This window comes from Granulicella sp. L46 (assembly GCF_009765785.1).
In the GTDB taxonomy this organism is placed as follows: Bacteria; Acidobacteriota; Terriglobia; order Terriglobales; family Acidobacteriaceae; genus Granulicella.
In genome coordinates, this window is record NZ_LMUT01000012.1 from 1,333,078 (window position 1) to 1,344,752 (window position 11,675).

General features: G+C 61.3%; 9 protein-coding genes. 6 read left to right on the top strand and 3 right to left on the bottom strand.

From position 1 onward, the window contains the following. Positions 1 to 21: 21 nt before the first annotated feature. Together GSQ80_RS14935 and GSQ80_RS14940 are read right to left on the bottom strand one after the other, a co-directional pair. Complete coding sequence (locus GSQ80_RS14935; protein WP_174241329.1) at positions 22 to 960, bottom strand: VWA domain-containing protein; 939 nt, start codon at positions 958 to 960, stop codon at positions 22 to 24. Further along, entirely contained in the window at positions 957 to 1,661 is a 705-nt protein-coding gene (locus GSQ80_RS14940; RefSeq protein ID WP_254059656.1) for a molybdenum cofactor biosynthesis protein MoaE, read from the bottom strand. Before GSQ80_RS14940 ends, GSQ80_RS14935 begins: the two co-directional genes overlap by 4 nt. Before the next feature lie 139 nt (positions 1,662 to 1,800). Between GSQ80_RS14940 and mscL the strand changes: the two genes are divergently transcribed. The 3 genes from mscL to GSQ80_RS14955 all read left to right on the top strand — a co-directional run bounded on the left by mscL (position 1,801) and on the right by GSQ80_RS14955 (position 5,160). Then, a complete protein-coding gene (mscL, locus tag GSQ80_RS14945) occupies positions 1,801 to 2,199 on the top strand; it encodes a large conductance mechanosensitive channel protein MscL (protein ID WP_158788362.1) in 399 nt (132 codons plus the stop codon). 64 nt (positions 2,200 to 2,263) lie between these two features. Further along, positions 2,264 to 4,429 carry a M28 family metallopeptidase gene (locus tag GSQ80_RS14950; protein WP_158788363.1) on the top strand — a complete coding sequence of 722 codons (2,166 nt, stop codon included), beginning with the start codon at positions 2,264 to 2,266 and terminating at the stop codon, positions 4,427 to 4,429. An 80-nt stretch (positions 4,430 to 4,509) separates the two neighbouring features. Next, positions 4,510 to 5,160, top strand: a complete 651-nt coding sequence (locus GSQ80_RS14955; protein WP_158788364.1) for an energy transducer TonB — start codon at positions 4,510 to 4,512, stop codon at positions 5,158 to 5,160. 61 nt (positions 5,161 to 5,221) lie between these two features. Here the strand turns inward: GSQ80_RS14955 and thiC are convergent, their stop codons facing one another. Further along, positions 5,222 to 6,691: a phosphomethylpyrimidine synthase ThiC gene (thiC, locus tag GSQ80_RS14960; protein WP_158788365.1), complete on the bottom strand. Its 1,470-nt coding sequence runs from the start codon at positions 6,689 to 6,691 to the stop codon at positions 5,222 to 5,224. Between the two features lie 99 nt (positions 6,692 to 6,790). Between thiC and argJ the strand changes: the two genes are divergently transcribed. From argJ to GSQ80_RS14975, 3 genes are all read left to right on the top strand, one after another. After that, positions 6,791 to 8,017: a bifunctional glutamate N-acetyltransferase/amino-acid acetyltransferase ArgJ gene (gene argJ / locus GSQ80_RS14965; RefSeq protein ID WP_371315721.1), complete on the top strand. Its 1,227-nt coding sequence runs from the start codon at positions 6,791 to 6,793 to the stop codon at positions 8,015 to 8,017. Between the two features lie 93 nt (positions 8,018 to 8,110). Beyond that, positions 8,111 to 10,795, top strand: a complete 2,685-nt coding sequence (gene aceE, locus GSQ80_RS14970) for a pyruvate dehydrogenase (acetyl-transferring), homodimeric type (protein ID WP_158788366.1) — start codon at positions 8,111 to 8,113, stop codon at positions 10,793 to 10,795. A gap of 115 nt (positions 10,796 to 10,910) precedes the next feature. After that, on the top strand, positions 10,911 to 11,633 hold the full coding sequence (locus GSQ80_RS14975) for a thiamine pyrophosphate-dependent enzyme (protein ID WP_158788367.1): 723 nt from the start codon (positions 10,911 to 10,913) through the stop codon (positions 11,631 to 11,633). Positions 11,634 to 11,675: the final 42 nt, after the last annotated feature.

An 11,675-nucleotide genomic window follows, 5' to 3' on the forward strand; every position in this document is an offset into this window, starting at 1 on the left:
GGTGAGCGCTTGCAGGAAGTCTCAGGGCTGCGGCGACGCGTAGTACGACGTGCGATAGCGCAGGGTATAACGCGCTCCGAGTGCAGGGTTGGTGAGTTGAAGATGGATGTGTCGGATGGGTGATAGTGTGGTCATCGCTGTCGGGTAATAGCCAAGAGCGTACTGGGTGCGGAGATCGTCGGACACGTGTTCGAGCGCAGGTGCGAGATCGGTCTGCTGCGCAATGGTGTAGGACTTTCCACCGGTGTCCGTTGCGAGCTGCATCAGGGCATGTTCGCCGCCGGTATCGCGTCCGGCGTCGGCTGCGACCGGAACAATGACGAGCGAGTAGACTGGCGCGCCGGCGCGCCGAGCGGCTTCGAGCGCGGATTCATAGGAGCCGTGATGCGTGGTATTTTCGCCGTCGGTAATGAGGACAATCACGCGCCGGATGTTGGGTTCCAATCCCCTGTCAATGAAGCGCTGGCTAGCGAAGGAGACGGCGTCGTAGAGCGCGGTGGCGTGACCGTGATGTACGTGACCGAGCGCAACGTCGATGCGGCGGGGATTGCTGGTGAATGGGGCGAGCTCGACGATGGTGTCGGAGAAGGCAATGACGGCTATTCGATCGTGCTGATCCTGGAGCGAGTGGAGGACGGTGCGGGCGGCGCCACGCTCGAGGTGCTGGTAGGGGGCGACGCTCTCGCTGGCATCGATGGCGAGGATGATGTCGAGCGGAGTAGTGGAGGCCTGATCGAAGAAGGCGATGCGCTGAGGGTGGTTGTCTTCAGTGAGCTCGAAGTCGGCGGCCGTGAGGTTGGGGACCGGTGCTCCGTGGTCGTCGATGACGTTGACGGCCAAGGTGAGCAGGCGGGAGTTGAGTTGAAGGGTCGCAAGCTGCTGAGCTGTGACGATTGGAACGAGAGTGAGGAGTGCGAGGGCGGAGAGTCGAACAGCGGGCGACCGGGGAGCGACCTTCATGGCGCGGAGCCTGCGAGGTCCTCGGGGAAGGGTTCGCCATCGGCCCACGCAGCGCCATCGACAAATTGTTCTTTCTTCCAGATGGGGACGGTTTTCTTGAGGGTGTCGATAACCCATCGGCAGGCGTCGAAGGCGGCGTCGCGATGGGCGGAGGCGACGGCGATGAAGACGCTGGTCTCACCCACCGTTAGCCGGCCGAGGCGATGCACGATCGCGACGTCGCGGACGGCGAAGTGCTCGATCGCCTCAGTTCGAAGAAGCTGCATCCGCTGCAAGGCCATCTCGTCGTAGGCCTCGTAGTCGAGGTGCAGGGTTTGGCGGCCGCGGCTGTTGTCTCGGACGATGCCGTCAAAGACGCAGACGGCACCGTCCGCGCCGGACTTGATCGCGCGTTCGATGGCTACAGCGTCGATCGGCTCACGCACGAGCGCGATGAGCGGGATGGACGGCTTGGCCGCGTCGAGCCCTCCGCTGACCGGCGGCAGGATCGCGACCTCGTCGCCGTCGTGAAGAATGCAGGTGCGCGGACTGTACTGCTGGTTGACGGCAACGGCGGCAGAGTGAAGCGCGGCTGCGTCGGTGAGGCCCTCGCGGCACAACATCTCGAGAAGATCGCCCACCGAAACGCCGGGAGCGAGATCGCGCCAACCCCCGCCTGCAGGGATGATCGTTTTGAGGGCGCCAAAGGCAACCAAACGCACGCGGATCTCGGTCGAACTCATGTCTCTAGAATACTTCGTGTACCGATTTGGAGACGTAGAGGGTTTACCATGCGGTGCATGGGCTGGATATACTCAGCGGGCAAGTCAAGTCGATAGTGATCAATACACTGGAGGGTCCATGCTAAAGGGATTTCGCGATTTCGTCCTGCGCGGTAACGTGATGGATTTGGCCATCGCCGTAATTATCGGCGCTGCGTTCACTGCGATCATCACCGCACTGACTGCCAATATCATCAATCCGCTGTTGGGAGCGATCATCAGCAAACCAAACTTCGATTACCTCGTGGCGAATGTGCACGGTGGCGAGATCAAGTATGGGACGTTTCTCACCGCAATCATCAACTTCCTCCTGATTGCCGCCGTGGTGTACTTCTTCCTGGTGCTGCCTACGCAGTATCTGCTGAAGAAATTCAACCCTCCTGCGCCTCCACCGCCGCCGACGAAGGCCTGCCCGCAGTGCCTTGGCGACATACCCGCGGCCGCCACTCGCTGCAAGTTCTGCACACAGCCCGTCTAAGTTCTTTCGGCCGCGATTGGAATCATCGCGTACACTCCTAACAATTCCATAGGAGTTTGCTTTCATGCGTCGATCGACAGCCTGGGCCGTCATATTTTTCGCCTCAACGTTTGCATTTCAAGGTTTTGCGGGCGCACAGGCGCCAGCCACCCATGTGTTCGGCTATAAAGATTTCTCGCAGCAAGCCAAGTGGGACCATGCGTTCATGGAGGTTCCAAGTGCAAAGCTGGCGGGTGAAGAGCTGAAGACCCTGACGGCAGCGCCGCATTGGGCAAGCTCGCCCGAAGACCATGCGACAGCACTATATGTCGCCGAGAAGTTCCGCGCCGCGGGACTGCACACGGAGATCCAACCGTTCCGGGTGTGGATGAACAGGCCTGTGACGATCGAGATCGAGGCGTTTGACGCCACCGGCAAAAGGCTGATGTCGGGGCCAACACCCGAGCACGTCGATCCAAAGGCCTACGGCGGCGATCCGTTTCAGGATGATCCGCGCATTTTGCCCGCCTTCAACGGCTCGTCGCCTTCCGGTGATGTAACGGCCGATGTGGTATACGCCAACTTCGGGACGCTTGAGGATTTCAAGAAGCTGGCGTCGTTGGGCGTTAACATCAAGGGAAAGATTGTGCTGGTACGCTACGGCGGAAACTTCCGAGGCGTCAAGGTGTATATCGCGCAACAGTATGGCGCGGCCGGCGTGCTCATCTACTCGGATCCCGGGGATGATGGTTATGTGAAGGGCGATATGTACCCGCGGGGACCGTACCGTCCAGAAACGGGTGTACAGCGCGGAAGTGTACAGTTCCTTCCCCTGTATCCGGGCGATCCGGAGACGCCGGGTGTGGCGTCGACGCCGGAGCTGCCGGATTCAGCACGCATCACTGATCCGGCGAAGATGAACCAGCCGTCAATCCCGTCGAACCCCATTTCTTATCACGACGCCTCGCCTATCCTCGAGGCGCTCGATGGGCCGGTGTCGCCGCGCGACTGGCAAGGCGGTTTGCCCTTCACGTATCACCTGGGTGGAACGGGCGCGGTCAAGGCGCACATGCACCTCGTGCAGGATTACAAACTGCGTACCATCTGGGACGTGGTGGGAACCATCGATGGCACCGATGCGGACCAGAAGGAAGACTGGGTAGTCGCAGGTAATCATCGCGACGCGTGGGTCTATGGCGCGGTAGATCCAAACAGTGGGACTGCGGCAATGCTGGAGGCGGTGCACGGGCTCGGCGATCTTCTGAAGCAGGGTTGGAAGCCGAAACGGCGGATCGTGATCGGTTCGTGGGACGCCGAGGAGGAGGGCCTGATGGGCTCGACCGAGTGGGCTGAAATGCATGCTAAGGAACTCGCGCATGCGGTCGCCTACTTCAATACGGACGTAGGCGTGGCGGGGCCGGACTTCGATGCGGCGGCGGTGCCGTCGCTGAAGGAGTTTGTGCGCGACGTAACGCGACAAGTGCCGAGCCCGAAGGGCGGAACGGTATACGAGCAGTGGCAGGCAACACAACAGGCGAGCCCGCGGCGCAGGGGCCGCACGATGAGCGCCGGTGCGCCGGCGAGCGGTGAGGTGACCATCGAGAACCTGGGATCGGGTTCGGATTACACACCGTTTATTCAACATTTGGGCGTGCCCTCAACCGACATTGGTTCAGGGGGGCCGTACGGGGTGTACCACTCGGTCTTTGATAACTACAACTGGTTCATAAAATTTGCAGATCCTACGTTCGTCTATGAGCAGCAACAGGCACGCGTATTCGGCCTGGAGATTCTGCATATGGCCGATGCGGATGTCCTGCCGTATGACTATCGGCTGTACGGCAAAGACGTGGTGGGGTACGTGGCGGATGCACAGAAACAGGCATCCGACGCGAAATTGAAGGTCGACTTCACCGCGGCGAGCGCTGCTGCTCAGCGCTTTGAGGCTGCCGGACAGAAGGTCTACGCGTTGCAGGCTGCGGCGATTGCCGGCGCGAACGAGACAAAGCTGAATGCCGCGCTGCGGGACGCGGAGAGCGCGCTGCTCAACGATGCAGGGCTGCCCCGGCGTTCGTGGTACAAGCACACGATCTACGCTCCGGGCGAATACACGGGCTATGCTGCGGTAGTAATTCCGGGAGTGAGCGAAGGCATTGAGGCGAACGACGGTGCGCGCGCACAGGGCCAGCTGGATGCCCTGGCGGCGGCGCTGAATCGCTCCGCGACGATCCTGGAGGGTGCAGCGAAGTAACGCAAAAACTCGGCGAAATAGGTTACAAAGTTGCTGCACGGTGAGTCCTAATGGAAGTATGCTGAGGGACAGAGGTGCGGATGAGCGGGAACGAGGAAAAATCGACCCGGCCAGCAGGCGGTCCGCTGGTAAGCGGATCTCCGACATTGCGGCGCTGGACATCGGCGTCAATAGCGGTGCATGCGTGCGTGCTTGCGGCGCTGCTCTATGTGCGGTCGCCGCAGCTCGCGCCGGTGGAGCGGCCGGGGGATGCCAGCGGGCATCTGTTATCGCTGACCTATGCCCCGGGTATGAGCGCGCCGGCGGCGACGTTGCAGTCGGAGAAGGCGCCGCCGCGGAAGCGGGTTCCTGCTCCTAGCGTTCCCGCTCCTACGCCAGCGCAGCCTGAGGTTGCTGCGGCGCCCACGGCAGCCACTTCGAGCCCGAATGCATCGTCGGGCGTGGACGCGTTAGGCGATGGCGATACGACGGTGGCGCTGGTGGTGGCTCATCCTTCGCCGAAGCCAGACTTGTCGCAGCTTCCGTCGGGCACCAGTGGCGATGTGATCGTGGATGTGGTGATCGACAAGGATGGCAGGATCGCGAAATACACGATGATGCGCGGCCTTGGACATGGCGTCGACCAAACCGTGCTGGCTACGATTCAGCAGTGGACGTTTCAGCCGGCAACGCGCAATGGAGTTCCAGTTGCGAGCGAGCAGGAGCTGCTGTTCCATTATGTGCGCGGCTAAGGTTCCCAACAAGCAAAGAGGGTGAGGCTGAAGCCTCACCCTCTTTGCTTGCTTGCGACGATTAGCTGCGGAGCGCCATCTGCTCCGTGACGATCTGCGTGAGGTCTGGCTTCTTGAGGCCGTGGACTTCTTCATTGAACTTATCGACCTTGCTGGACCAGTTCATGGAGCAGAACTTCGGGCCGCACATGGAGCAGAAGGCCGACTCTTTGTAGTAGTCGTCAGGCAGCGTCTCGTCGTGCATGCTGCGCGCAGTGTCGGGGTCCAGCGAGAGTGCAAACTGCTTATCCCAATCGAAGGTATAGCGCGCGTGCGAGATAGCGTCGTCGCGGTCACGGGCTCCCGGCCGATGCCGGGCAATATCAGCAGCGTGCGCGGCGATCTTGTACGCGATGATGCCGTCCTTAACGTCCTTCTCGTTGGGAAGGCCAAGATGTTCTTTCGGTGTGACGTAGCAGAGCATCGCCGCACCGTGCCAGCCGATCATGGCCGCACCAATAGCAGAAGTAATGTGGTCGTAGCCCGGAGCGATATCCGTGACGAGCGGGCCGAGCACGTAGAACGGAGCGCCATCGCACAGCTCGACTTCCTTATCGACCTGCTCCTTGATCTTGTCCATCGGTACGTGGCCGGGGCCTTCGATCATAACCTGCACGTCGTCCTTCCAGGCCTGGCGGGTAAGCTCGCCGAGGGTCTTGAGCTCGGCAAACTGCGCTTCGTCGCTGGCGTCCGCAACCGAGCCGGGACGAAGGCCATCGCCAAGCGAATAGCTGACGTCGTATTTGGCCATCAGCTTGGTGATCCGATCAAAGTTTTCGTACAGAAAGTTCTGTTTGTGGTTCGCCGTCATCCACTGGGCAAGGATGGCGCCCCCGCGCGAGACGATACCGGTGATGCGTTTGGAGACGAGCGGCACATACTGGATGAGCACGCCGGCGTGGATCGTGAAGTAATCGACGCCCTGCTCCGCCTGCTCTTCGATGACCTCGAGATACACGTCGATGTTCAGATCCTCAACACGCTTCACCCGTGCCAGCGCCTCGTACAGCGGCACCGTGCCAATCGGCACAGGCGAATGGCGAAGAATGGCCTCCCTAATCGTCGGAATATCTCCGCCGGTCGACAGGTCCATGACCGTGTCCGCGCCAAAATGTACGGCGGTGTGGAGCTTGCGCAGCTCCTCGTCGATGTTCGAGGAGAGTGCGGAATTCCCAATGTTCGCGTTGATCTTGCACAACGATTCCACGCCAATCGCCATCGGCTCGAGCTCAGGATGATTGATGTTGGCCGGGATGATCATCGTCCCCTTGGCAATCTCCGAGCGCACCAGCTCAGCCGAAATCTTTTCCTTGTGCGCGACGAAGGCCATCTCTTCGGTAATCTTGCCAAGGCGCGCGAAGTGCATCTGGCTCATGTTCCAGTCGCCGGTACGCGCAGCCTCTTCCTTCCGCTTGACGATCCACTCCGCGCGAGGCGTAGGAACCGCATAGTGACCGTTGCCGTTGGAGTGTCCGTTACCGTTGGTGCTCATGATGTGTCTCTCCCGCTGGGGGGCGCGAATCGAATCACACCGCGCACGCATCCCACTCTTATCGGTCGAGTATACGCCGGGCTTGGTAAAGTGATCAGTGTGAACGACTCCGTCCCCTCCTCCATTTCGCTGCCACTTCCCCTCGGATTTCGCTGGTCCGCCGTGCGCGCAGGCATCAAAGCCAGCGGCAAGCCAGACCTCGCGTTGGCGGCCTGCGACACACCTGCCGAGGCCGGCGTGATGTACACCAGCAACCAGGTCGTAGCGGCTCCCATCACCGTGGGCCGCAAGCATCTGGCGGCTACCGGCGGCAAGGTTTCGGCCGTGATTGTGAATGCCGGCAACGCCAACTGCGCCACAGGCGAGCCAGGAATCGAGGCCTGCCACCAAAGCTGCGTGGCAGTGGCCGACGCATTCGGGTGTGTGTTCGACGAAATCTTTCCCTCGTCCACGGGAATTATTGGCGTACCGCTGCCGGTGGAAAAACTGATGGCCGCTGTGCCCATCGCGAAGGCCGCGCTGGGCAGCGGGGCGGAGAGCGCGGAGGCGTTCGCCACGGCGATCTTGACCACCGACACAAAGCTCAAGGTCGCGCAGGAAAACTTCACCATCGACGGCAAGACAGTGAACCTGTTTGGTTGCGCGAAGGGTGCCGGCATGATTGGGCCGCAACTGGTACCGCACGCCACCATGCTGGTCTATTTGTTTACCGACCTCGGAGCTTGCTCAGCGCACCTGACGGCAATGCTGTCGGCGGCAGCGAAGACGAGCTTCGATTGCATCTCGATTGACGGCGATATGTCCACCAATGACACGGTCCTGCTGCTGGCCAGCGGGAAGAGTGGCGCAGTAGCCCAGGGCGAGACGGTCCCGCTGTTTGAGGCCGCGCTGCAGCGCGTTTGCGACACGCTGGCGTACAAGATCATCGACGACGGCGAGGGCGTCACCCACGTGGTGACCCTCGAGATTTCGGGCGCCGCGAACAACGAGGATGCGACGGCAATTGCCAAGACCATCGCAACTTCCCCGCTGTGCAAGACAGCGTGGTCGAGCGCCGATCCCAACTGGGGACGGCTGCTGGCGGCCGCCGGACGCGCAGGCGTTGCATTTGACCCCGGCCAGGTGCAGATAGCGATTGGCGCCCTGCCGGTGTTTGAGTATGGTGTGCGCGCCGAGAGTTTCGACGAAGCCGCCACGCATGCGGCCATGAGCGAGCGGGAGTACACGATCGCAATCCAGATGGGGCACGGGCCGGGCCGGGCGCGCTTCGTTACCTGCGACCTGACGCACGAGTACGTAAGCATTAATGCGGATTATTCGACGTAAACACAGGCATGACGCTGGGCACAGAAGGGTCCGGCAAATTATTGTAGAAGTGGAGACCTTTGGGCGACGCCGGGTTTCCAAGGGAGCGTAGCGATGGCAACTCAGGTGGATGAAGCGACCAAGCACGATTTGTCGGCCGAGGTGGCCGAGTGGATTGAGGCGTTTGACGACGTTGTTGCGCACGACTGGGAACAGGGCGCGGCGGTGCTATCGGCGCTGCGGACACGTGCGCGCGAGGCTGGCGTGCCGGCGACAGGCACGATTACCACGCCGTTCTGCAATACGATTCCGAAGTTCGACGAGGTTCCCTACCCCGGCGACCGCAAACTGGAGCGTCGCGTGGAAGCGCTCATCCGCTGGAATGCGATGGCGATGGTACATCGACAGAATAAGAAGGACGCGGGCATCGGCGGCCACATCTCGACGTACTCGTCGCTCGCGACCCTGCTGGAAGTCGGATTCAATCATTTCTTCCACGCCAAGTATCCGAGCGCAAAGGGCGATCAGCCGGGCGACTTCATCTACTTCCAGGGACACGCTTCGCCGGGGGTGTATGCGCGCGCCTATCTTGAAGGCCGCTTTGATGACGCACGGCTGAAAAATTTCCGTCATGAGTTGCGCGGCGAGCCGGGATTGTCGAGCTACCCGCACCCTTGGCTGATGAAAGACTTCTGGCAGTTTCCGACGGTGTCCATGGGCATTGGCCCGCTAAATGCCATCTATCAGGCACGGTTCATGAGGTACCTCGAGAACCGTGGGCTGATCGAAAAGACCGATCGCAAGGTCTGGGCGTTTGTGGGCGACGGCGAGACCGACGAAGTCGACACCTTGGGCGCAATCGGCCTGGGTTCGCGTGAACATCTCGACAACTTGATCTTCGTCGTCAACTGCAATCTGCAGCGGCTCGATGGCCCGGTGCGCGGCAACAAACGCATCATCGACGAGCTGGAGAGCACGTTTCTCGGCGCTGGATGGAATGTGATCAAGGTGATCTGGGGTGCGGACTGGGACGAGCTCTTCGCGCGCGATCACCAGGGACTCCTCTTGAAGCGCATGGAAGAGTGCGTCGATGGCGACTTCCAGGCGTACAAGGCCAAGGGTGGCGCGTATCTGCGCGAGCATTTCTTCGGCAAGTATCCTGAGCTGCTGGAGTTGGTGAAAGACTATACCGACGATCAGCTGATCCGGCTCCATCGCGGCGGCCACGATCCCGCGAAGATATACAACGCCTACAAGCGGGCGCTCGAGCATAAGGGCGGACCGACAGTCATCCTCGCCATGACCGTCAAGGGGTATGGCCTGGGCTCGGCGCAGGCGCGTAACGCTACGCACTCTGAGAAGAAGCTGAGCGACGAGTCCTTGAAGTTGTTTGTCGAGACCTTCGACATCCCGCTACCGGAAAGTTCCGTGAAGGATGCAGCCTTCTATCGACCCGAGCCAGACGACCCTGCCATCCAGTACATGCAAGCGCGGCGTCAGGAACTGGGCGGCTATCTGCCCGTGCGCGAAGTGCCGGAACCGACCTTCGTCGCCCCCAAGATCGAGTTCTTCAAAGAGTGGCTGGACGGCTCGCGCGGGCGGTCGGTCTCGACGACGCTGGGCTTCGTTGGCATGCTGCGTGGCCTGCTCAAGGAGCCAAAGATCGGCAAGCTGATTGTCCCCATCGTGCCAGATGAGGGGCGTACGTTTGGGCTTGAGTCGGTGATCAAACAGGTTGGCATCTACGCGCACGAGGGACAAAAGTACACGCCGCACGACTCCGACATGCTGCTGAGCTACCGCGAAGAAAAGGGTGGCCAAATTCTCGAAGAGGGCATCACCGAAGCCGGAGCCATGGCTAGTTTCACTGCGGCCGGAACGTCGTATGCGAACTACCACATCCCCATGGTGCCGTTCTATATGTACTACTCGATGTTCGGCTTCCAACGCATCGGGGATATGGCGTGGGCGTTCGCGGACTCGCGCGGCAAGGGTTTCCTGATGGGCGGCACGGCCGGGCGCACAACAATGCTCGGCGAAGGATTACAGCATCAGGACGGGCACTCCCCGATTCTCTCAGGAACCATTCCGACCTGCATCACCTACGACCCCGCGTACGTGTTTGAGATGGCCGTGATCATCCAGGATGGTCTGCGCCGGATGTATGAAGACGGCGAAGATGCCTTCTACTACATCACCATGTACAACGAGGATTACGCGATGCCGGCGATCCCGGAGGTAGAAGGCATCCGCGAAGGCATTCTGCGCGGAATCTATAAATTCAAGGCCGCGGAGAATGGGCCGGCAAACGCGCAGTTATTTGGTAGCGGACCGATTCTGAACGAGGTGCTGCGGGCGCAGCAAATCCTTGCGGAGAAGTACAACGTGGCCGCTGATGTGTGGAGCGTTACCAGCTACAACGAGCTGCGCCGCGACTGCCTCAGTGCGGAGCGGTGGAATCGCCTGCATCCTGCAGAAACAGAGCGTACGCCGTTCCTTGTGGACGCGTTGGCCGGCGCCGCCGGGCCAATCATTGCGGCGAGTGATTACATGAAGTCGCTCCCCGATTCCCTCGCCCCGTGGCTGGGAGCGCGGCTGGTTTCCCTGGGCACGGATGGCTTTGGGCGCTCGGATAATCGTGAACACCTGCGCCGGCACTTCGAGGTCGATGCCGAGTCGATCGTCGCGGCTACACTTTCGAAGCTGGCACGCGAGGGAGTGGTCAAGCCCAGGGTTGCGGAAAAGGCGTTTGAGGAGCTTGGGCTGCCGATCGAAGGGCCTGGCGCATTCAGGGCATAGGCCGGTGCCACCAGCGCGTGAGGTCTGCGCTTTGGGGGACCGTTTTCGCGTCGTCGGCATCCACTGTCGCCACCACATCTACAAAATCCCAGTACCCTGCATGAGGTCTCCAGGTTTGTCTGAAAATCCGCTTCTTCCCCATAGCAAGCTCCGCGAACTGCATGCCTTGATGGTGCGTTGCCGCAGCTTGGAACAGAAACACACCTCCCGCGGACCCGTACGTGAGGCGCTGCTCGCGGCGACGTTGATCCATCTGCTTCCGGGCGACCTGCTGAGTGCAAGTGTCGGCGACCGAGTAGTTGAAAGGCTGGCTCCTGAAGGCAAGCAGAAGCGCCCGGCGGGCAGCCTGCTGGGCGGAGCCTCTCTCGGCGCGCGGCTACCGATTTGCGCAGCGGCTGCGCGGGGACTGCAGGCGGCCGGCGCCGACGGCGTGGTACTGGCGTTCGCCGGTGCAGGCGGGCCGGAGCGGAGTTGGATGGAAGCGCTGAAGTGGGCGCAGACGTCTCAATTGCCGCTGGTGCTGGCATGTTCGGACGCGACCAATGGCGCTCCGTCGGGCTCGCGAAAGAGCACGGAACCCGCGATCGACTTCTCCAGCATGAGCCGTTTCGCCAGGCGGCATCAACTGCCCGTCCTGACCGTGGATGGCGAGGATGCCGTGGCCGTCTACCGGGTGATGCAGGAGTCGGTTTTGCGAGCGCGACAGGGCGGTGGCCCATCGGTGTTGTGGGCGGTGATGACTCCCGTTCGAGCCATCGCGACGATGCCTCGATCCAGTCAGCCAATCGCACGTCTGCGCAGCTACCTCGCGGCTCGAAAGATCTCCGTGAGGCCTTAGAATTGCGGTGGACGTTGCTCGTCGGGTTGAATGGAGTTGTCC

Bases quoted from the DNA above. Each gene is read 5' to 3' on its own strand.
- GSQ80_RS14935 (WP_174241329.1), bottom strand. From the start codon at position 960: ATGAAGGTCGCTCCCCGGTCGCCCGCTGTTCGACTCTCCGCCCTCGCA.
- mscL (WP_158788362.1), top strand. From the start codon at position 1,801: ATGCTAAAGGGATTTCGCGATTTCGTCCTGCGCGGTAACGTGATGGAT.
- GSQ80_RS14950 (WP_158788363.1), top strand. From the start codon at position 2,264: ATGCGTCGATCGACAGCCTGGGCCGTCATATTTTTCGCCTCAACGTTT.
- GSQ80_RS14955 (WP_158788364.1), top strand. From the start codon at position 4,510: ATGAGCGGGAACGAGGAAAAATCGACCCGGCCAGCAGGCGGTCCGCTG.
- thiC (WP_158788365.1), bottom strand. From the start codon at position 6,691: ATGAGCACCAACGGTAACGGACACTCCAACGGCAACGGTCACTATGCG.
- aceE (WP_158788366.1), top strand. From the start codon at position 8,111: ATGGCAACTCAGGTGGATGAAGCGACCAAGCACGATTTGTCGGCCGAG.